Below are 22,615 nucleotides of genomic sequence, written 5' to 3'. Positions count from 1 at the left end.
TTTGTCACCTGACAAGCCTGAACTGTTTCACCGGCCCTCGCGGCCGGTTTTTTTATGCCTGCGGTTTGCCGGCTGGATGGGGTTCTCGTCATCTGTGAACGGATGGGCCTGCGCCGCAATGCACTGCGCCTGCCGGGTGGCAGGCGCAGTGCATTGGCAGGGATGGGCTCAGGGCAGGTCGAGGGTGAAGCGGGCGCCCCCTAGCGGGGATTCATCCACCATGATCTGGCCGCCGTAGCTGTGCACGATTTCGGTGACCACCGCCAGCCCGATGCCCTGGCCGGGGGAGCTGTCGGCGCGTACCCCGCGCTGGAAGATCTGCTGCGACTTGCCGGGGTCGATGCCGGGGCCGTCGTCCTCGATCTCGATCCGCAGCCGGTCGAGCCGGCGGCTCACCGTCACCTTGATCTCGCTGATGGCGAACTTGAAGGCGTTGTCGAGCAGGTTGCCCATCAGCTCCATCAAGTCCCCCTGTTCGCCGGCGAAGAAGACGTCGTCATCGAAGTTGAAGCGGGTCTGCAGCTTCTTGTGGCGATAGACCTTGGCGAGGCTGGCCAGCAGCTTCTCGATGAGGGGCACCGGCTCGGTACCCTTGCTGGCGAGGCGCTTGCGGCCGGTGACGGCGCGGCGCAGCTGGTACTGGATGATCTGATCCATGGTCAGGATCTGCTCATTGATGTTGTCGTGGATGTCGCGCCCCAGCTTGACCTCCTGCGCCGTCATCTGGATCAGCGCCAGCCGGGTTTTCAGGCTGTGGGCCAGATCGTTGAGGGCGTGCTGGTAGCGCTGGGTCTGCTGGCGTTCGTTCTCCAGCAGCTGGTTGACCGACTCGGTCAGCGGCGTCAGTTCCCGCTCATAGTCGTTGGAGAGCGCCTCCCGCTTGCCGGCCCGGATCTCGTCCATCTGGCGTGCCATGGTGCGCAGGGATCCCAGGCTCCAGAAGCTGGTGAGCAGCAGCAGGGCGCCGAGCAGGGAGTAGGCGAGCAGGGCCTGGCGGATGCACTGGTAGAGGTAATCGCGGGTCTGGGCCAGGTAGCGCTTGGCCGAATCGACCATCACCACGTAATAGGTGGTGGGGCCGTCGCCGTGATTGCGCAAAAAGCGCAGGCTGTAGATGAAGTAGCTCTCGCCGTTCTTGATGGTGTGACGCTTGAAGAAGTAGTCCTGATCCAGCCCGCCCAGATACTTCATCAGATCCTGGCAGATGGTGTCCCTGGCCTGGATCACCTCTGGCATGTGCATGCTGGACCAGCTGAGCTGGCCGTCGGCCCGGCAGATCAGGGTATCCAGATTGGGATCGACGGCATCCGGAGTGATCCGGCCCAGATCCGTGGTGGCATGGGCGTCCGGCAGCTTGGAGGAGAACAGCTTGGAGAGGTTCTCCTGCATGCGGGTGCTGGCCTTCTGGGCCTGCTCCTCGGTGTGACCCAGATAGAGGATGTAGACCGAGAAGGCCATGATGAGCGCGATGACCAGCATGGCGCTCAGCATCAGCTTGATGTGCAGCGAGCGGCGGATGAAGCGCATGGGGCGCAGCAGACGAAAATCCATCAGTTGCACGACAGGTTGAAGATGTAACCCTGGCGGCGGATGGTGGAGATGGGCTGGATGGTCCCCTCCGGATCCAGCTTCTTGCGCAGCCGGCTCACCATCACCTCGATGGTGTTGGGGTCCCCCTCGCCGTCGCCGTAGAGCTGGTCCAGCAGCTGCTGCTTGGAGACCACCTGGCGGGCGTTTCGCATCAGGTATTCGAGGATCAGGTATTCAAAGCTGGTGAGCACCACCGGGGTGCCGGCGATGGTCAGCTCCTTGCGGGAGAGATCCAGCTCGTAGTCGCCGGCCTTGACCCTGGGGGAGATGAAGCCGGCACTGCGGCGCACCAGGGCGTTGAGGCGGGCCAGCAGCTCGTCCTTCTGGAACGGCTTGACCAGGTAGTCGTCCGCCCCGGCTTCCAGCCCCTCCACCTTGTCCTGCCAGTTGCCGCGGGCGGTCAATACGATGATGGGAAAGGGGATCTGCTGCTCGCGCAGCTGGCGGATGAGCTGCAGGCCATCCATGTCCGGCAGGCCCAGATCGATGATGGCCACGTCGATGGGATAGTCGGCGGCGTAATGCAGTGCCACCTGGGCGCTGTCGGTGCTGTGTACCTGATTCTGGGCTTCGGTCAGCAGGGTGCTGAGATGGTGATTGAGCAGCTTGTCGTCTTCGACCAACAATATTTTCATAAGGTGCGCGATCATGGGGATCCAGGCTGTCAATTAGAGGGCTTATGACGGGGAGAGTCAATCCGGATCCTAACAGCCCTGGCTGTATCGGGACTGAATCAGCCCGCCATTATTCACCACCCCATCATTAGCCACTTCCTAGCCTGTGTGAGCTTGGGTCTGACTCGCCTCATCACCGGTCTGCTGACGCCACAGCCTGGCATAGAGCCCCTCGCGGGCCAGCAGTTCATCATGGCTGCCCGACTCCACTATCTGCCCTGCCTCCATCACCAGGATGCGGTCCGCCTCGCGCAGGGTATTGAGGCGATGGGCGATGCTGATGAGGGTGCGGCCGCGGCGGATGGCCGCCATGTTGGCCATGATGGCCGCTTCCGACTCATAGTCGAGGGCCGAGGTGGCCTCGTCGAGCAGCAGGATCCTGGGGTTGACCAGCAGGGCGCGGGCCAGGGCGATGCGCTGGCGCTGGCCGCCCGACAAGCGGGCACCCTTCTCTCCCACCTGTTGCTCGAAGCCCTGGGGCAGCTCGCGAATGAAGGCGAGGGCTCCGGCCAGCTGCGCCACCTGCTTCAGCTCGGCCTGGCTGGCATCGGGGCGGCAGATGCGGATGTTGTCGGCGATGGTGCCGGAGAAGAGCACGCTTTCCTGCAGCACCACGCTCATGTTGCGGCGCAGGGAGACGGGGTCGGCGATGGCGAGATCCATGTTGTCCACCAGCACCTGACCGTGCTGGGGCACATAGAGCCGCTGCAGCAAACGGGTCAGGGTGCTCTTGCCGCAGCCGGACGGACCCGTGATGCCGATGAACTGCCCCGGCTCGATGGTGAGGGAGAGGTTGGCCAGCACCTCGGGGGCATCCGGCTGGTAACGAAAGCGGATGTGGCGAAACTCGATGGCGCCCTGGAGGGCGGGCACGGAGGCGAGCCCGTGGTTGCCATGCTCCGGCGCCTCGTCGAGGATGTCGCCGACCCGGCGCAGGGCGATCAGGGTGTGCTGAAAATCCTGCCACACCTGGGCCAGGCGCAGCACCGGCTGGGTGACGTGGCCGGCCAGCATGTTGAAGGCGACCAGCTCCCCCGGGCTCATGCGACCGTTCAGTACCTCGCCGACCCCGAGCCAGAGCAGCAGGGCGGCGGTGAGTTTTTGCACCAGATCGATGCCCTGGCCGGCCGCCAACCCCACCTTTTTGGCCTGAAAGCCCCGTCTGAGCTGGCGTGCCAGCAGGCGCTGCCACTCCTGGTAGAAGCGGCGTTCGGTGGCCGTGGTCTTGATGGTTTCGATGCCGGTGACCGCTTCGGTGAGAAAGCTGGTGGCATCGGCATCCGCCTGATACTCCGCCTCGACCTTCCTGCGCACCAGCGGCCCTATCAGCAGCCAGAGCAGGAAGTAGATCAGCAACGAGCCGAGCACGCAGGCGGTCAGGCGCGGGGCGTAGTGAAACATGACCCCGACGAACAGCAGGATGAACAGCAGATCCAGCACCAGCATCAGGGTCGAGCCGGTGAGGAACTGGCGGATCTGGGCCATCTCCTTGACCCGGGCGATGATCTGGCCGGTCTGGCGGGCCTTGAAATAGCCGATGGGCAGGCCGACCAGATGGCGATAGAGCTTGCCGGAGAGCTCGGCATTGACCTGGTTGGCCAGGTGACCGAACACCTGGCCGCGCAGAAAGCCGTAGAGCGGCTCGGCGCAGGCCAGTGCCACCATGGCCAGGGCCAGCACGTGCAGGCTGCCGAGGCTGCGCCCCACCAGCACCTTGTCGATGATGTTCTCGAACAGCAGCGGACTGGCGAGGGCGATGAGCTGCAGCAGGATGGCGAAACAGAAGACGTCCCGCAGCTGTTTCTGCTGGCGCAGCACCGCCGGGCTGAACCAGCCCAGCCCGAATTTGACCTCGGCCGGGGTGAGATCCTGCTGGGCCAGCAACAGAAAGTGCCACTGCGCCGCCTCGGCCTGGCTCGGCAGCGACTGCAGTCCGCTGCTGCCGCTGGCGGGATCAAACAGCTGCCAGCCCTCTGGCGTGATGGCGGTGATGGTGTACCAGCAGCCATCCCGCTTGAGCAAGGCCGGCAGCGGCAGCGCCGCGAGCGGGCAGCCCGGTCCCTGCGACAGGGCACTGCGCAGGCCAAGACGGGCGGCGGCTTCTCGCACCGTCAGGTCGGGCGGTGCCAGATCGCAACCCAGGGCGTGGGCCAGCTGTTCGGCATCGGCCGTCAGCATCAGCTGATGGGCCGCCTGGGTGAGGGCGGCGAGGGCGCCATTGGCGACAGGGGCGCTGTCGGCGGCGTGAGTCTGCTGCATCGTCATCGCTCCCGCAGTGCCTCGGCCTGATACTCGCGAATGGGGCTCAGCAGGTAGTCGATGACCCGGCGCCGGTCGGTCTTGATCTCCGCCACCACCGACATGCCGGGGGTGAGCTTGACGGGCTGCTGGTCGATCAGCATCTCGCCCTGGCTCAGCTTGACCCTGGCGGCAAAGACCAGCCCCAGCTGCTCATCGGCGGTGGCGTCGCGCGACACGCTCACCAGCTCGCCATCTATGGTGCCGTAGCGGGTGTAGGGGAAGGCATCCACCTTGATGCTCACCGCCTGCCCCTCGTGCACGAAGCCGATGTCCTTGTTGAGGATCTTCACCTCGGCGAGCTGCACCCCTTCGTTGGGTACGATCACCAGCAACTGCTGGGCCGGCTGCACCACGGCGCCCTGAGTGTGAATGGCCAGCTGCTGCACCGTGCCGGCCACGGGGGCGCGGATCACCTCCAGGTGTTCCCGCTCGCGCAGTTTGGCGAGCTCCTGCTCGATGGCGGTCAGCTGCAGCCTGGCCTGCTGGCGTTTCTCGATCCACTCCCGCTGCTTTTGTGCCTTGAAGCCGGCCAGCCGCTCCTGCAGGCTCTGCTGCTGGGATTGCAGCACCTCGAGTTCGGCCCGCTGCTGGGCGAGCTGACGCTGGGTCTCCAGCAGCTCTTTTTCCTGCTCCAGATACTCCACCCGGGAGATGGCATGGGACTGGCTCAGGGTCTGACGGGCCTGCAGGCGGGGACGAATGTTGGCCAGCAGGGTGGTGAGAGAAGCCATGTCGCCCCGCCTGGCGGCCTGGTTGGCCTGGTTGACCCCGAGCTCGGCCTGCAGGTTGCCGAGGGTGCTGTGAAATTCGTGCAGCTCGCTCTGGTAGTTCTCCACCAGCGCCAGCTGCTGCTCCGGCGTGAGCCTGACATAGTCCGGATGCTGGTCGGGGGCCTGATCACGGTAGAGCGACTGGTAGCGGATCAACGTCTGGTACTGGAACGCCTGCTGCTGGCGCAAGCGGCTCAGATCCTGGCTGACCCCCAGCGTATTGAGGGTCAGCAGCGGCGCATCGGCGCCAACCGCCTGACCGTCTTCCACGTGGATGCTCACCACCCTGGCCTGCTCGTAGGACTGGATCATCTGGCTGCGGCCAAGCACCAGCAGGCGACCGCTGGCGGTGGCCTGGATGTCGAGCTCGCCCCAGCAGGCCCATAGCAGGGTCAGCAGCACGCCGGCGCTGAGGGTCAGCGCCGTGATGCGGGCAAAGGGGGAGGGGGGCGTCTCGGCCAGCGCCAGGTGGGCCGGCAGAAAGCCGTAGTGGGTATCCGCCTGCCGGGGTGGACGGGGTTGGCGAAAGCGGGCCAGCCAGGTACGCAGATTCATGGGGTCTCCTCGTGCAAGTCCTGCTGCAGTCGCCACAGCCGGGCGTAGTGCTCTCCTCGCGCCAGCAGGCTGGCGTGGTCGCCCTGCTCGACGATCTTGCCGCGCTGCAGGACGATGATGCGGTCGCACTGGCGCACGGTGGAGAGACGGTGGGCGATGGTGATGACGGTACGGCCACAGGCGATCTGGCGCATGTTGCGCTGGATCAGCGCCTGGGACTCATCGTCGAGGGCGCTGGTGGCCTCGTCGAAGATGAGGATCCTGGGGTCTGCCAGCAGGGTGCGGGCGATGGCGATGCGCTGGCGCTGGCCACCGGAGAGCGAGCTGCCCCCCTCCGCCAGCACTGTGTCATAGCCAAGGGGCAGCCGCAAAATGAAGTCGTGGGCGCCGGCCAGGGTAGCGGCGCGGATGATCTGGTCCAGGCTGGCATGGGGCATCGACTGGGCGATGTTGTCCCGTACCGATTTGTTGAACAGGTGATTCTCCTGCAGCACCACCCCCATCTGCTGACGCAGGTGGTGGAGGGGAAGCTGGCGGATGGGCTGGCCGTCGATGAAGATCTCGCCCTGCTCGGGTTGGTAGAGGCGCAGCAGCAGCCTGGCCAGGGTGCTCTTGCCCGAGCCTGAGCCGCCGACCACCCCGAGCGTGTCGCCGGGCGCTATGGTCAGGGAGAGATCATCGATGATGAGGGGGGCGTCCGGCTGATAGCGAAACCGCACCCGCTCCAGCAAAATGGCACCGGCACTCACCTGGCCCGCGCCGTCACGCTGGTGCTCGGGGGGCAGGTTGAGCATGTCACCCAATTTGTCCACCGCGATCCGGGTCTGGATGAACTGGCCCCACAACTCGACCAGCCGTGACAGGGGCTGGGCCACGTGGCCGGCCATCATGTTGAAGGCGATGAGCTGGCCGATGGTGAGCTGCAGGCTGATCACCTCGCTCGCGCCGAGCCAGAGCACGCCGGCACTCACCAGCTTTTGCAGCCACATGACGCCGTGCTGGGAGGCGTTGTTGAGCTGCTGAACCCGGTAACCGGCGGTCACCATCTGGCTGGTCTGCTCATCCCAGCGCCGCACGAAGCGCGGTTCCAGCGCCAGGCTCTTGAGGGTCTCGGCGCCGGCGACCGTCTCGTTCAAGAAGGCGGTGTTGGCGGCGGCGTGGCCGAACTGCTGTTCGACCGCCTGCTGCATGCGCGGCGTGATCCACCAGGCGATCAGTAGATAGGCGGGGATGGAGAGCAGGATCACCAGGGTCAGCATGCCGGAGAGGCTGGCCATGACCGCCAGGAAGACGAACATGAACAGCACGTCCACCGTCAGGGTGAACATGGTGCCGGTCAGAAACTCGCGGATGGTATTGAGCTCCTGCACCCGGGTCACGATGGCCCCCACCTGGCGGCTCTTGAAATAGAGCAGGGGCAGGGCAAACAGGTGCTGCACCATGCGCAGGCCGAGCTGGATGTCGATCCGGTTGGCGGTGTGGGCGTACTGGTACTCCCGCAATCCGCGCAGACAGACCTCCACCAGGGCGGTGATCAGCAGCCCGAACACCAGTACATCGAGCGTCGACCAGGCCTGATGCACCAGCACCTTGTCCATGACGACCTGAAAAAAGAGCGGGGAGATGAGAGCCAGGAACTGCAAGACCAGCGAAAAGAGCAATATCTCCCCCAGCAGCCGTTTTTGCTGCAGGAAGGCCGGAATGAACCAGCGGATGTCAAAGCGGCTCTGTTGTCTGCGTACTTGATAGACTCGTCCGTTCCAGCGAGTCAGCAGCGCCTGCTGGTCGACGACCTGCGGGTTGCCGACGGCGGGGTCCAGGATCAGGGCCTGCTCCCCCTGACGCTGGGCCAGGACGCAGGGGTTGCCGTTGTCACTGAGCAGGACCAGCGGGAGCGTCTGTTTGGCGAGTTTGCGGGGAGCAATGTGACGTTGGCGGATCCGGCTGTCGGTCTGCTGCTGCAGCCTATCGACAATAATATCAAAGGGTTCGTCTGGCGTGATATCTATATCTTTAGGGGGACAGCCCAATAATCCGGTAATAATCTTCAAGCATGCCAAAACAGACTCGTCATGCGCAGTCATAATATACCCCGTTGCCGCGTTTAAACCCCTCCTGTTTATATGGGGCAAGGTGACCTGTTACAGGCAGGGCGCGCATACTAACGAGCCTATAATTATCTGTCAAATATTATGTGCGCTGACAAAATCAATAATAAATTCACTGAGTCAATATATCTAAAGGTAATCTCAAGTGTGGCCTCATTATTAACCTTAATGAGTTTGTTGATATTTATTTTGACGTAATTACTCTATTTTTGAATCATTGTTTAATTGAATCAAATAATATTTTCAAATATGGTAAATATAGCGAAAAATGAAATGTTAGCACCATGTTGATTTATCTTTGGTGGGATTTTTGTTTTTTGTTTTACCTTATATTTATTGATAATGGAATTTATATGACAGAGCAGTTTGTACAGACAGTATCCAGCGTCAACTACAACAAGGGGATTTTCTCCCTCTATTTCGTCGGCCAGGATCCGCTCAAGATGGCGCAGGGCGTCATGGCCGAAAGCGACAATGAGCTGGCGCTGAAACAGACGGTGCACATGCCGGCAGCTGGCTTTATGTATATGGTTTCAATGATAAAAAACATGCTTGAAGATCCGCGCATGGCGGCCGAGTTCGACAAGCTGATTGCCGCTGGCCTGATCCCGGCCGCCCCCGCCGACGCGCAGGAAACCGCTCCTGCCGCCACTGCACAGGCTGCGCCGCGCAAGAAGAAATAAGTTTCCGGTGTGGGGAGTCAATGCACTTGGTATTGCAACCAACGGAACCTAACTGGCAACAAAAACAACATATGTTGGGAGGTGTCATGCTGCTCAGCCAGCACTCCTCCCTGCACCGGCGTTATTCCGTCGCCGAGTGGCAGCAACGTATATTGCCAGCATTTGAATTGAACCAGTTCTGCTATTACGAAGACTCATGCGGACGCCCGGTTGCATTTTGCAACTGGGCGTTTGTCTCTTTATCCATTCGTGACACCTTGTTGGCCGCCGAGCGGGAGCTGATCCGTGAGGATTGGCAATCCGGCGACCACATTTTTATTCCGGAGATGATAGCGCCATACGGACACGCCCGCGCCGTGGTGAGCGATCTGCGTCGCCGGATATTCTTGCCATGGAAAGGGCAGCGGGTCTGCACTGTGCGCGGTCATGTTCATGCCGAACTTGGCCATTGTGTGCGCAGGGTGCAGTGGTTTTCCATTTAATCATAATGAGTTAATACATGGGAAAGAGTGTATGGAGAAGTATTGAGTACTTCTTTACCGGTAATTACACGGCAGATGACGGAAACAATGATATCGATGCCTATGGCCTCGGTGGCGTCATCCATGCCTATGGTGGTGACGACACCATCAGGGTCGGCTCCATCGGCGCCACCGTCTACACCGGTACGGGCAACGACAGCGTCTATGGCGGTGCCGCCTACCTCAAGGTGGTTGACGACTCCGGCAACCTGACCGTCAAGGGGGCGGCGGGCTATGCCGACATCAGCAAGTCCCAGTCCGGCAATGTCCACTTCGCCGGCGCCAGCGGCGCCACCAACATCGATCACCAGGGGCGCGACGGCGACATCCGCTATCAGGGGGCCGCGCTGGCCAACTTCCTGACCCGCAAGGGGATCAGCGGCAACGTCAGCTTCGAGGGGGCCGGCGGCTACAACAAGCTCTGGCATCAGACCGACCGCGGCGATCTGAGCTACAGCGGCGCCGGGGCGGCCAACAAGCTGGACCGCACCTGGCACAGCCAGTATCAAGGCTCGCAGGGCAACATCCACTTCTCGGGGGCCGGTGCGGCCAATATCATCAGCTCCCAGGTGGAGTCCGGCAACGTCACCCTGAACGGCGCCGGTGCCTACAACAAGGTGTTCCGCAAGGGGCGCGAGGGGGACGTCAACTTCAACGGGGCCGGCGGCTGGAACGAGCTCTCCCGCTTGCGCAACGAGCAGGATGAGTACCTGCAGACCAGCGGCGACATCCGCTTCAACGGGGCCGGTGGCTACAACCGGCTGCTGTCGGACGTGGCCGAGGGCAACATCCACTTCAAGGGGGCGGGGGGTTACAACCACCTCTCCCGCAAGGGCTCGGACAGCGACAGCTCCCCCTTCGCCGGCGCCCGTGCCGACGAGATCGCATTGACCACTGCCACCATGGGCGGCAGCTGGATCAACCAGTCCCAGGCCGTCACGGCCATCAAGTCCAGCCTGCAGCCCAATACCTACCTGTTTGCCTTCTTTGACGGCATGTACACCAAGGTCAACCGGGTTGAGCTCTCCAACGATGGCGCGAACGGTACCCTGCGCTATCACGCCACCTCCTGGTACAAGGAGGGCAACCACCTCGATGGCTTGGCCGGTCGTCAAATTGATGCGGGCAACGGCTTCGTCTCGACGCAAACCGACGGGGCCTATCGGCTGAGCGATCTGGTGTTCGAGCGGCGTCAGCGCATCAAGCTGGAGGCGGTGGAAGCGGATCTGACCGAAAACAGCTGGATCAACTACGGTGGCGGGGTGAACGTGGCGGCTGCCGACGTGACGCTCTCCAGCGCCAAGATGAGCGGCTACGCCGTTTATCAGGACGGCGCCAAGGTCGACGTGAGTGCGGTGAAATCCCGGGCGCAGGCCAACACCTATGTGTTTGCCAAGCTACTTGGCACCTACACCAAGATAGTGGTGGTGGAGCTGGCCAATGATCGGGAGACCGGGGCGCTCAAGTACCTCGCCAAGGCCTGGTACAAGGAGGGCAACCACCTGGCGGGGCTGGCCGATAAGGTCATTTCGGAGCATACCGGCTTCACCGCCATGGGGACGGGGGGCTACTCCCTGAGCGAGGTGCGCTATCAGCTCGATACCGTTACTGCCGTGTCGGATCGACTGCCGGCCACCCGCGAGTTCTCCAGCCAGCCGTTGCTGCCCCGCCAGCAAAGTGGCGGCAAGAGCAAGGGTGACATCTTCTTTGACGGCGCCGGTGGCGGCAACGTCATCGAGTCCGACGTGACCGAAGGCAATATCCATTTCAACGGCGCCGGTGCGGCCAACGTGCTGATCAAGCGCGGCCAGCACGGCGACCTGGTGTTCCGTGGGGCGGGCCTGGCCAACGTGCTGGTTCATCAGGGTGCCCAGGGTCGGATGGATGTCTATGCGGCCGGTGCGGCCAACGTGCTGGTACGCAGCGGTGACGGCGAGTACCTGGCCCGTCTGCTGGCCTATGGCAACATCTCGGTGCAGCAGGGCCGTGGCGACAGCCAGGTGGTCATGCTGGGCGGTTACAACACCCATACCCAGCTGGGCGACGGCCGTGGTCTGTGGCTGGCGGGGGGCGGCTTCAACCTGCTGACCCAGGTCGGCAACGGCCGGCTCGACGCCCTGTCGGTGGGTGGGGCCAATGTGCTGACCAAGCTGGGGGCGGGTCAACTGACCGCCGGCCTGCTGGGCGGCGCCAACGTGCTGACTCACGTCACTCAGGGCGAGGAGGCTGCCGACACCCGCGCCGTGCTGCTGGGCGGTGCCAACGTGCTGACCAAGAAGGGCAACGGCAAGGTACAGGCGATTCTGGGGGGCGGCGCCAACGTGCTGACCCAGATTGGTCAGGGTGATACCCAGGCGCTGCTGCTGGGGGCTGCCAACGTGCTGACCCGGGTCGGTGATGGCGATCTCTCCGCGGTGATGCTGGGGGGCGCCAACGTGCTGACCCATGTCGGCAACGGCGACACCCTGGGCGTGATGGGGGCCGCTGGCAACCTGTTTACCAAGGTGGGCGACGGTACGGCGATTGCCGCCATGATCGGCGCCGGCAACCTGTTTACCCAGATAGGCCAAGGCGATGCCTGGGCCCTGATGGGCGGGGTGGCCAACGTCTTCACCAAGGTCGGCGATGGCAATGCGCTGGCGCTGATGGTGGCCAAGGCCAACGTCTTCACCCATATCGGTGACGGCCTGACCGTGGCGCTGATGCTGGCCCAGGGCAACCTGGCGACCAAGGTGGGCAACGGCATGACGCTGGCCGCCATGGTGGGCAATGCCAACGTCTTCACCCACGTCGGTGCTGGCGAAACCTTCGCCGCCATGCTGGGGCAGGCCAACCTGTTCACCAAGGTGGGGGATGGTCTGACGGCCGCACTGATGATCGGCAAGGCCAACGTCTACAGCCACATCGGCAACGGCACCAGCCTGGGGTTGTTTGCCGGCGAGCTGAACGTGATGACCAAGGTGGGCAACGGCACCACGCTGGCAGCCCTGTTCGGCAAGGCCAACATAGTGACCCATGTCGGCGGCGGTCTGACCGGCGTACTGGCGCTGGGCAAGGCCAATATCATCACCAAGGTGGGGGATGACTTCCTCGGTGCCATCGCCAAGGCCGATGCCAACGTGTTGACCCACGTGGGCAATGGCACCACCGCCGGCGTGCTGTGGGGCAAGGGCAACCTGCTGACCAAGATCGGTGACGGCACCACGGTGGGTCTGCTCATCTCCGAGGTGGGCAACGTGATGACCCACGTCGGGGCCGGCAGCACCATCGGCCTGGCCAAGGGGCGCGCCAACCTGATCACCAAGGTGGGTGACGGGCTGGTGGTACAGGGCGCCTGGGGCGACGTCAACCTGCTGACCCAGGTCGGCAACGGCGATCGTTACAACTTCGCCAAGGGCCGTGCCAACGTGCTGACCAAGGTGGGCGATGGCCGGGAAGTGGCCGTGCTGCAAGGGGAGGCCAACCTGGTCACCCAGGTCGGCAACGGCGACGGCTACACTGGCGCCTGGGGCAGGGCCAACGTCATCACCAAGGTGGGGGATGGCCGTCAGGTCGTGCTGGCCAAGGGCGATGCGAACATAGTGACCCAGGTCGGGAAGGGAGATGGCTATCAGGCGCTGCTCGGCAAGGCCAATATCGTCACCCGGGTGGGAGACGGCATCCAGGTCACCCTCGCCAAGGGGGAGGTCAACCAGACCACCACGGTCGGGGACGGCCTGAGCGTGACGGCCGCCTACGGCAAGTTCAACAACAACGTCAAGGTGGGTGATGGCACCACCGTCAACCTGGCGTGGGGTGATTACAACCTCAACACCAAGGTGGGGAACGGCCTCAACATCGCTGTCATGAAGGGCAAGGGCAATGCCAACGTCCAGATCGGTGACGGACTGGACATCACGGCGGCCTATGCCCGCCACAACGTGGCCATCAAGATCGGCAATGGCGATTTCTACAGCCTGGCCATCGCCAGCAGCAATACCAGCAGCAACAAGCTCGGCACCCTGTTTGACAACATCAAGCAGACCCTGCTCGGCAGCGCAGGCAACCAGGCCATCAACTATCTGGTGCAGGGCGATGAAGAGGGCCCGCTCAAGACCCCGCACGCGGCCAGCCTGGGCGAGGTGCAGGGACTGAGCGGCTTTGGTCTGGACGAGATCAGCGAGGTGAAATCCTCCCTGGCCGGCAGTCTGACCGGCAAGGTGAGCCAGGCCGGCGAGCGCGACGAGCAGGCCATGGACAAGGCGCTGCAGCTCGATGAGCAAGGCCTGGCAAGGGGCGGTGAAAACCTCATCGTCAACGGCGATTTCGAGCGGGGCGCCCACGGCTGGCAGCATGCCGGTGACGGGATCGAGGCAGATTTTTCTGCTGCCACCTACGGGCTGGCTGCTGACGGGCACGGTGCCCGGGTCAGCGAACTGTCGACTGACCGCAATACCCAGATTTCCCAGGATCTTGCCGGCCTCAAGGCGGGCGAGACCGTCAACCTGACATTTGATTTTGCCCGCCGGGCCAATATTTCCCTGCAACACGGCATCGAGGTGTTGTGGAATGGCGAGCGGGTGTTTGCCAGCGAAGGGGATGCCAGCAGCTGGCAGAGCAAGGCGCTGACGCTGACGGCCCGCGAGGGTCGCAACACCCTGGCGTTCCGCGGTATCGGTGAGAGCAACGGCCTTGGCTACCTGCTCGACAACGTGGAGGCCACCGCCTCTGGCAAGGCCGAGATAGGCCAGGTCAGCGCCCAGCTGGTGCAAGACGACAACGCTGCCCGGGCGAGAGGCGATCAGGCGAGTGCCGATGCCGACAAGCAGCGGCTGGAGCAGGAGAAGGGGCAGCAGCTGGCCGCCATTGCCGGCACCCAGGCCCAGCTGGAGGCCACCGATCAGCACAAGCTGGCGCAAAATGGTCAGGATCAGCGTGCCGCCATCGAGGAGGAATCTCGCGAGATGACGGCGCAGCTCGATACGCTGGCCCGCCGCTTCGAGCAGGTCAGAGCGTCCGACGCGGCGAGCGAGCCGTCCGGCCAGCACTGGCGCACCGGCTTTGCCGATCGTCTGCTGAGCACGGTCCAGGAAGATCTGGACGATGCCGGCAACACTGCTGGCACGGCGATCGAAGAGGCCAGATCTCGCCATGAGGCGCAGCATCAGCAGGTCGATAGCGCGCTGGCCAAGTCCAAGACGGGTCAGCAGCGCAGTGAACAGCTGCAAGGTGACGCCGAGGCGGCTGGCCAGCAGCGGGCCGCCCAGGCCGAACAGCGCCGTCTCGACGCGCTGGCTCGCCAGGGGGAGGCAGCATCGCGGCAGCAGCAGGGCGAAGCGAATGCCAGCCAGGCGCAGCTCGCTGGCGAGCAGGCGGCCAGCCAGGCCGGTTTGCAGGCCAACCAGGCCAAACAGAATGCGGCGAGCCTCAAGCAAAGCGGCGACAAGCCGAACCGCCAGGGTGCCCAGCCCGGCCAGCCCTCGGCCACCGCACAGCCCCTGCCGCAGGCCGGCGAGCTGGATGTGCCAGCCGTCGGCACCGTATCTGCTCCTGATGAGGTCCAACCCTCGGCCATCGACACTGCCACCGGGCTGAGCGAGCAGGAGCAGTCCGCCCTCGACGGGGCGCTGGCGGCGGTCAACCGGCTGCAGATCAATGCCGGGATCCGTCAACCGGCGACACCACCGGTGGCCCCGACCCCAACGCCGAGCCAGGTGCAGCAGGAGGTGCAGGCGACAGCCACGGCGACCAAACCGGTGCAGCAGCATGAGGTACTGGCCACGGCGGCCGTGGATCTCACCGGTCTGCATGGCCCCCGCACGGGCAGCAAGGCCGTGCCTGAGTTCAGCAGTCACTTCGACGGCTCTTCCATCGGCATCGAGAACGAGCTGACTGGGTTGGTGGTGGCGCTGCCGAAGAACTCGGCACAGAAGTTTGGCTACGTGCACGATGCGGCAGGCAACCCGCTGTTCATGCTGACCAAGGACATGAACCAGGGGGGGTACACCAATCCCGCCGGGATCAGCGATGTCAAAGGGATCAACCAGTGGCAGACCCATACCATCGAGCTGGTGACCTATCCAAGCGAGATGCAGGATCAGCAGGCGGTGGAAGCTCGCAAGGAGGCCATGCTCTGGCTTGCCAGAGAGTTCACCCAGCACATCAGCCAGACCAATCACACCAGACTGTCCGATCTCGTGAGCGAGGATGGCCGTTTCACCCTGGTCATCTCCAATGCCAACCACGTGATCGCGGCCGGCAATGGCGCCGCCCGTGACGGTCAGGGGCAGACCATCGGCATGACGCCGAGCGGCCAGCAGGCGACCGTGGCGGTCAGCGCCAAGGCGTTTGGTAGCGGCTCTTCCCAGGAGATCCGGCTGCTGGAGTCCGCTCCCTGGTATCACCCCGAGCTGAAGGATCTGCTGTTGTCCAACACGGCCAATGTGCAGTGGGAGGATGCGGCCACCGCACAGAATGTGTTTGCCTACCTCACCTCCATTTACGGCAAGACGGCCGATCTGGCCCGGGAATACGGCATTCACATCAATGACTGGGATCCGCTGGCTGAGGGGATCACGCCCAACGCCCAGGGGTTGACCGATCCCAAGGTCAAGAATGCCTGGGAAATCCTGCCGAGAACCAAGCCGGTGGCCATGTTGGCCCTGCTCAGTGCCCATGACCGCAAGCTGGTGTCCGAGCAGATCCTGGCGACCCTCAAGTCGGCCTATTCACCGGCGCTGGCACAGAACATCTATGACTACTTCAAATTTGGTGGCGAAGTGGCTGGGCATGGCATCAACAATGCGACCACGGGGGACAGCAAGCACCCCGAGCCGGCCATCCTGTTCGAGTTCCGCCAGGTACCGAACGAGCTGAGCCAGTTTGTGCCGAAGTCGGAATCGACCGCCAGGGTGGAGGTGAAGACCCTCGACCAGTTCGACCCGGTCAGTCGTCGCACCATAGTGGCGGCGGTGAACAATCTGGTCGAGCAGAGCGCGGACTTCGACAGCTGGTATCAGGCCTATCGGGAGCGCCAGGGGTTGCCACCGGTCAAGAATGCCAAGAAGGTGGCCTCTGCCAACCACAAGGCCGAGTGGGTGATGGCCAACCATGCCGAGGCATGGAGCCAGCTCACCGCCGAGCATCAAGCGGAGGATGCAAGCGGACTGCAGGCTCTGGGCGGCCACAAACCGGGAAACCAGATCCCGGGCGTGGCGAATGCCGATACGGCCCCGCCGGAGCACCTGGTGCGGGGACCGGCCGTCGCCGTTTCCGAGACCGCCGGTTTTGCCTTCCAGCTGCTCAAGAGCGGAGACAACGGCTTCATTGACTCCACCCGTCGCCAGCTGGGCAAGCTCTCCATCGATCTGCCAAGCGAGCGCCTCAAGGCCGTGCGTGAGGCCGTGGTACGGGTGCAACAGCAACCATCGGAGGCGAATCTGGGGCTGCTGGAACAGAGCCTGACCCAGTGGCAGACGAATGACCCGAAAGAGTTTGCCCGGCGCGGCGAGCAAGTGAAGGCGCTGCGTTTCGAAGCGGCATCCTTGCTGAGCCATACTTTCGCCTCCCGAGCCAAGAGTGCTGGCGTGTATGGCCTGGCCTTGCCACCGGAGCAGGCTGCCCGCTTTGAAGATCAACTGGTGTTCGATGGCATCGGCCGGATTATCGGTGCCGTGGGCGAGCTCAGCGCCACCGACATCGCCAAGGTGAACGAGCTTGGCATCCGGTCGCTGACCGAGACCAACTCCCGCGCCGAGCGACAGGCTCCGCGCACCGAGCATGACAGTCTGATCGCATTTGCGCACCAGCTGAACCAGTTCGACACGCCGCAAACCCGTCTGCTGGCCGCAGAGATCAAGTCCCTCTGGCTGTCGGGCGACGTGCGGGGGCCGCGTACCATTGCCCTGTTTGAAACTGCCAGCAAGACGCTGGGGGATTATCCGCAGTTGCAGGTGCTGGCCCAATCGCTGCTGGCAGATGCCCAGCGCAGCAAGGCGACCGGCCAGTACATCGACAACCTGTTTGGCCGTCGCTTCGATTCGGAGATCGCTCATGGGCTGGTGACGGCCCCATCGCAGGCCGCGCTCGATACCTCGGCACAGCTGGGATCCAAGCTGGTGAAGGAGTTTGATGACTGGATCCAGACACTGCAACTGGATGAAGCTACCCGCACCCAGCGCATCGACAAGAAGATGGCGGCATTCGCCGAGGCCATCAAGAAAGACACCCGCCCCTGGTTCAGCCGGGTGCCCAGTCTGACCGAGTTCCTGGCCGAGCCTACCTTTGCCAACTTCAAGCAGATGATGACCCGGGTCGACAACGGTTTCGATGTCATCAAGGTCCCCTTCCTGGCGGTGAAGATGGCCACCCACCCCGAGCTCGGGATGGACACGGCCAACTGGAAGAGAGAGGGCGATCGCTTCTACGGCAGCGTCATCACCAAGGCGCGCTCGACCAGTACCGAGGTTGCTTCGGCCAAGGATGGTCTGCTGCAGGTCGACCTGCCTGGCCGTACCACCAGCGACTATGGCACCGGTCTGCACTACCAGCCCGGTGGTGACAAGTACGAGGATTTCCTGAACGGGCGCAGCGTGGCGGATGGCCGCATCCTGACACCGGGCAAGGAGACCACCTTTGAGCGCAATGCGCTGGACAAGGGACTGTCCGTGGTGACAGGTGCTTCCGGCTCGACCAACATCATGGTCCACCTGAACAACTATCTGGCGGCCAAAGATCCTGCTTACTCCCCAAGCCAGGCTTACCTCAACACCCTTGCCTTCCTGGTATTCGATGGTGGTCACTCGGTGAACGAGAGTCTGGCGGTCTATCGGGCGCTGCAGGAGAGCGGGGATGCGCGCAAGCAGGTGCTGGAAAGCTATACCGCCAACTACCGGGATCTGGTCGATCTGGCTGGCGAAGACAGCAAGGCGTCGGTACAGGCTGCACTCGATGGTGCCTTCGACCGTACTCTCGAGTTCTATCAGCAGCATGCCTATACGGCGCAGCTCGATGAGCTGGTCGCTCTTGGCACGCCACGCAAGGGCGATACGCTTGCCGATGGTGAGCTGCCAGCAGGCTCCGGCAAACCCGTCTCCGTGGCGAACGATGGTTCGGCCCCGTTGGACAAACAGCCACTCAATCCGCTGACCCGCTTCCTCAACGACAACCTCTACGGTACCCGCGATGAGCGGCGCCAGGTGGGCGACATCACCCGCCAACTGCTCGACCATGCGGTGAGCAAGGGCGAGGCCGAGCAGGTGACCCTGCAAGGGGATGCCGGCCGTCTGTCTGGTTACCTGCACAAGGGGGCCGAGCGGCCGGGGACGCCGCAGGATGGCAAGCCCGAGGTGGTGCTGTTCCTGCACGGTTCGGGTTCTTCCGCCGAGGAGCAGGCCGATGCGGTTCGCAGCCACTATCAGAAGCAGGGCGTCGACATGCTGGCGGTCAACTTGCGTGGTTATGGGACCAGCGATGGTGGACCCAGCGAGCAGGGGGTCTACCAGGATGCCCGCACCATGTTCCGCTATCTGGTGGAAGAGCGCGGGGTGGCGCCTGGCAAGATCCTGATCCACGGCTACTCCATGGGCGGCCCCATTGCCGCCGATCTGGCCCGTTATGCCGCCGAGCGGGGCAAGCCGGTGGGCGGGCTGCTGCTCGATCGCCCCATGCCCAGCATGAGCAAGGCTATAACGGCCCACGAGCTGCCCAACCCGGGTGGTCTGGTGGGGGCGATCGCCAAGGCGATCAACGGCCGTTTCTCGGTGGAGAAAAACCTCGACGGCCTGCCCAAGAGCACGCCCATCATGCTGCTGACCGACAACGAGGGGCTCGGCAGCGAAGGGGAAAAACTGAGGGCCAAGCTGGCCGTGGCCGGTTATCAGGTCAGCGGTGAACAGACCTTCTATGGCCATCTGGCCAGCAACCGCCTGATGAGTCAGTACGCCGAGCAGATTGTTGGCGGCTTGTTGAGCCGCACGCCGGCGGCGCTGGATGGTGCGGATCAGCCGGTTCGCAACCAGCGGGTCGAGCAGTGGCAGCGACCTGAGGTGGCGCTAGGCAGCGAAGGGGGCGAGACCCGCTTCACCAGCCAGATCATCATCCAGACCGAAGATGATCCGGTGGCCGCCAAGGCCGCGGCCAGCCTGGCCGGCAAGCACCCCGACCGCAGTCTGGTGGTACAGCTGGATGCGGATGGCAACTATCGGGTGGTGTATGGCGACCCTGCGCAACTGGCCGGCAATATCCGCTGGCAGGTGGTGGGGCATGGCCGCGATGCGGACGGGCAGAACAACAGCCGTCTCAGCGGCTACAGTGCCGATGAGCTGGCCGGTCATCTGCGCCGCCTGGGCGATCGCCTGCAGCAAGAGGCTGGCGTGACCACCAAGCCGAGCCACATCAGTCTGGTGGGTTGCTCCCTGGTGAGCGACGACCTGCAGACCGGTTTTGCCCGCCGCTTCATCCAGGCGCTGGCTGGCGAGGGGATCCGTACCCAGGTATCGGCCCGCAGCAGCGAGGTGGCGGTCGATCAGGGAGGGCGCAAGCATACCCGCGATGAGGCGGATGTCTGGGCCCGCAAGGTGGCAGCCAACAAGGTGGTACTGACCCTGGATGACGCCGGCGAACCTGTGGTGCACAACGAGCGGGTACGCGGCGGCGTGGCAGAAGGGGATATCGATCTGGCGAAAGTGGGCGAGGGCGAAAGCCGTGCCCGGGGCGCCATTGCCGACAACGACGAGACCTTCGTCGCACCCGATAAACAGCGCCAGCCGGAAACGGCCTCGAGCCAGGCCGACAATGCGGTCAGCTACTCGGGCAACATCCAGGTCGACGTGGGGGATGGCGAGTTCACCGCCCTCAACTGGGGGACCACCAACCTGGGTGTCAAAGTGGGCACGGGCGGTATGAAGTCGCTGGCCTTCGGCGACAACAACGTCATGGTGCACATCGGGGATGGCGACAGCAAACACAGCGTCGACATCGCCGGCTACCGGGCGCTGGAAGGGGCCCAGCTGTTCGTGGGGCAACGCAACGTCAGCTTCAACCTGGGGCGCAGCAACGATCTCATCGTGATGCTGGAAAAATCCATCCCCACTCCGCCGCTGGTCAACCCGTTTGGCGGGGCGGCCCGCATTGCCGGCGCCCTCCAGCAGATCGCCGGTGACGGTGCCAAGCCGGATTGGGTGGCCAGCCAGTGGGATCAGTGGACCCTGGCTGGTGCCAACAAGTTCGTGGCCGACATGGCCGGTCTGGATCAGACCAGCAGCGTCGAGTACGGCTCGCTCACGCGTCTGGACAGCGACCATGAGCGCAGCAGCCGCGGGCTCAAGAGCGATCTGGAGGCAACCCTCAACAAGGAGTTCAACAAGCGGATCTCGGGCGGCGGCCAGGGCGAACAGGGACCGTTGAGCCGAGCGGACAAGCTGCGCCAGGCCAACGAGAAGCTGGTCTTCAACTTTGCCGTGGCCGGTCAGGGGGCCGATATCCAGGTCACCACGGGCAACTGGAACTTCGTGTTCGGTGACAATATCCAGGCGATCCTGGACACCAACCTGGGTTCCCTGTTCGGGCTGATGACCCAGGAGTTCACCGCCAGCGGGCAGGCGAAAACCACCTTTACCTTCACCCCGACCGATCTGCCGCGTCAGCTGCAGAACCGGTTGCTGGGTCGCCTGGCAGGGGTGGGCGCCGATACCACGCTGGCGGACATCTTCGGCGTGGATTACAACGCTCGTAGTGAGCTGGTGGCCCGCGATGGGGCGGCCATCGATGCGCCGGCTATGTTGCAGGAGATGCTGGGTGTCATCGCCGAGTTTGGTGGCGATCAGCTCAAGAGCCTGACCGATCCGGCCCAGTGGGTCGAGCAGCTCAAGGCCGGGCTGGATCTGGGGGAGGATGCCCTCAGCAGCTTTGCCCGCAGCCACGGCCTGCAGGACGAGGCTCCCGAGGAGGCCAAGTCCGCTGCCTTGACGGTGCAGCAGGGTAACGACGCCAAGCCGGCGGCGCTGCCGGCCGCCACCGAGGAGCGTGCCTTCGGCTTCAATGCGCTGAGTCTGCCCAACCTGTTTGCCACCCTGTTCAACCGGGACAAGCAGGCGGAGGTGGTGGCGCTGGCCAGCAACCTCAAGCAGAACCTGACGGCGGACCTGCTCAACATGAAGGAGCAGACCTTCGACTTCCTGCGCAACAGTGGTCACCTGCAGGGGGATGGCGATATGCATGTCTCCCTTGGCAACTACAACTTCAACTGGGGGGGAGACGGCAAGGATCTTGGGGCCTACCTCGGCGACAACAACAACTTCTGGGGTGGCCGCGGGGACGATGTCTTCTACGCCACCGGGACCTCCAACATCTTCACCGGCGGTGCCGGTCAGGACACCGGGATCATGATGGGCCGGGAGAACATGATGTTCGGCGGGCAGGGTGACGATGTCGCCGTGCTGGCCGGCCGTGTCAACCGCGCCTTCATGGGGGAGGGCAACGATCAGGCCTTCATCTTCGGTGAAGAGGGCATAGTGGAAGGGGGGGCCGGTCAGGATTATCTGGTGACCTCCGGCAACTACAACCAGATAGATGCCGGCGCGGATCAGGACTTCACGGTGACCATAGGCCATCACAACCAGATCCGGCTCGGAGAGGGCGACGACTTTGCCATGGTGTTTGGCAATCACAACCGCCTGCTGGCCGAACATGGCAACAACCAGGTCAAGCTGATGGGCTATCACGCCACCATTCGGGGTGGTGACGGCCAGGATCGGTTGATCGCCGATCAGGTCGCCAAGTTCAGCCAGCTCGATGGCGGCGCCGGCGATGACCTGCTGGTGCTGGGGGGTTATCAGAACCAGTTCAGCGGTGGCACCGGCGTCGACAGCTTCGTGTTCAGTGGCGCCGTGATAGAGAACCTGGTGCAGGACATCGGCAAGGAGGACTTCATCGTCTTCAACGACGTCAGCTGGCGGGATCTCTGGTTCAAGCGCAGCGGCTACGATCTGCAATTGCTGGTCAACCGTCACACCGACGGCACCAGCGAGCAGGGCAAGTTCGAGCAGCTGGGCAGTGCCACCTTCAGCAACTACTTCGCCGACAACCGGGCCCAGCTGGTGATCGGGCTTGGCGAGCAGCAGGCTGACGGCGAGCGCAGCTACAGCGCGCTCTCCCATCAGGCGGTGGACAAGCTGATCCAGGCCATGAGCAGCTTCGCCCCCGAAGCGGGCGACATGGGCCTGCTCAACCGGCTCGACAGCCAGGCCAACAGCCTGGTGCAGTCGGCCTGGGGTGATGTGATCCAGGGCAAGGGCCGGGTCGCCTGAGCGACCTGACTCCCATCCCGTTAGGTAAAAACCTGCTCTTCGGAGCAGGTTTTTTTATGGGAAAACGGTGGGTGTGAGCCTCCTTGGCGGTGCGTGACGACGGGAAAGTGCGCCTTGGCTGCCGGCT

The 22,615-nt window shown here is 63.6% G+C and carries 8 protein-coding genes; 3 read left to right on the top strand and 5 right to left on the bottom strand.

What is annotated here, in order from left to right; all coding sequences use genetic code 11:
* Positions 1-168: 168 nt before the first annotated feature.
* From QLG02_RS07970 to QLG02_RS07950, 5 genes are all read right to left on the bottom strand, one after another.
* A complete protein-coding gene (locus QLG02_RS07970) occupies positions 169-1,551 on the bottom strand; it encodes an ATP-binding protein (RefSeq protein ID WP_282464919.1) in 1,383 nt (460 codons plus the stop codon).
* Positions 1,551-2,225, bottom strand: a complete 675-nt coding sequence (locus tag QLG02_RS07965; protein ID WP_016350040.1) for a response regulator — start codon at positions 2,223-2,225, stop codon at positions 1,551-1,553. The genes QLG02_RS07970 and QLG02_RS07965 overlap by 1 nt, the downstream gene beginning before the upstream one ends.
* Before the next feature lie 138 nt (positions 2,226-2,363).
* The gene (locus tag QLG02_RS07960) at positions 2,364-4,523 is read right to left on the bottom strand and encodes a type I secretion system permease/ATPase (RefSeq protein WP_282464918.1); all 2,160 of its coding nucleotides are present in this window, start codon (positions 4,521-4,523) and stop codon (positions 2,364-2,366) included.
* Positions 4,524-4,525: 2 nt separating this feature from the next.
* On the bottom strand, positions 4,526-5,890 hold the full coding sequence (locus QLG02_RS07955) for an HlyD family type I secretion periplasmic adaptor subunit (RefSeq protein ID WP_224480156.1): 1,365 nt from the start codon (positions 5,888-5,890) through the stop codon (positions 4,526-4,528).
* Positions 5,887-7,950: a type I secretion system permease/ATPase gene (locus QLG02_RS07950; protein WP_282464917.1), complete on the bottom strand. Its 2,064-nt coding sequence runs from the start codon at positions 7,948-7,950 to the stop codon at positions 5,887-5,889. The genes QLG02_RS07955 and QLG02_RS07950 overlap by 4 nt, the downstream gene beginning before the upstream one ends.
* Positions 7,951-8,282: 332 nt before the next feature.
* Here QLG02_RS07950 and QLG02_RS07945 point away from each other — a divergent pair, with 332 nt between their 5' ends.
* The 3 genes from QLG02_RS07945 to rtxA are packed head-to-tail and all read left to right on the top strand — an operon-like array spanning position 8,283 to position 22,488.
* Positions 8,283-8,681 (top strand): peptide chain release factor 1, encoded by a 399-nt coding sequence (locus QLG02_RS07945; protein ID WP_076361215.1) that lies wholly within the window; start codon positions 8,283-8,285, stop codon positions 8,679-8,681.
* Positions 8,682-8,701: 20 nt separating this feature from the next.
* Positions 8,702-9,163 carry an RTX toxin-activating lysine-acyltransferase RtxC gene (rtxC, locus tag QLG02_RS07940; protein WP_161772470.1) on the top strand — a complete coding sequence of 154 codons (462 nt, stop codon included), beginning with the start codon at positions 8,702-8,704 and terminating at the stop codon, positions 9,161-9,163.
* Positions 9,164-9,180: 17 nt separating this feature from the next.
* Positions 9,181-22,488 carry an MARTX multifunctional-autoprocessing repeats-in-toxin holotoxin RtxA gene (gene rtxA / locus QLG02_RS07935; protein ID WP_282464916.1) on the top strand — a complete coding sequence of 4,436 codons (13,308 nt, stop codon included), beginning with the start codon at positions 9,181-9,183 and terminating at the stop codon, positions 22,486-22,488.
* Positions 22,489-22,615 lie beyond the last annotated feature (127 nt).

The organism is Aeromonas sp. V90_14 (genome assembly GCF_029967615.1).
Lineage (GTDB): Bacteria > Pseudomonadota > Gammaproteobacteria > Enterobacterales > Aeromonadaceae > Aeromonas > Aeromonas hydrophila.
This window is presented reverse-complemented; position numbering and strand designations above follow the sequence as displayed.

Coding starts and splice junctions, on each gene's coding strand:
- QLG02_RS07970 (WP_282464919.1), bottom strand. CDS start 1,551: ATGGATTTTCGTCTGCTGCGCCCCATGCGCTTCATCCGCCGCTCGCTG.
- QLG02_RS07945 (WP_076361215.1), top strand. CDS start 8,283: ATGTTGATTTATCTTTGGTGGGATTTTTGTTTTTTGTTTTACCTTATA.
- QLG02_RS07960 (WP_282464918.1), bottom strand. CDS start 4,523: ATGCAGCAGACTCACGCCGCCGACAGCGCCCCTGTCGCCAATGGCGCC.
- QLG02_RS07965 (WP_016350040.1), bottom strand. CDS start 2,225: ATGAAAATATTGTTGGTCGAAGACGACAAGCTGCTCAATCACCATCTC.
- QLG02_RS07955 (WP_224480156.1), bottom strand. CDS start 5,890: ATGAATCTGCGTACCTGGCTGGCCCGCTTTCGCCAACCCCGTCCACCC.
- rtxA (WP_282464916.1), top strand. CDS start 9,181: ATGGGAAAGAGTGTATGGAGAAGTATTGAGTACTTCTTTACCGGTAAT.
- rtxC (WP_161772470.1), top strand. CDS start 8,702: ATGCACTTGGTATTGCAACCAACGGAACCTAACTGGCAACAAAAACAA.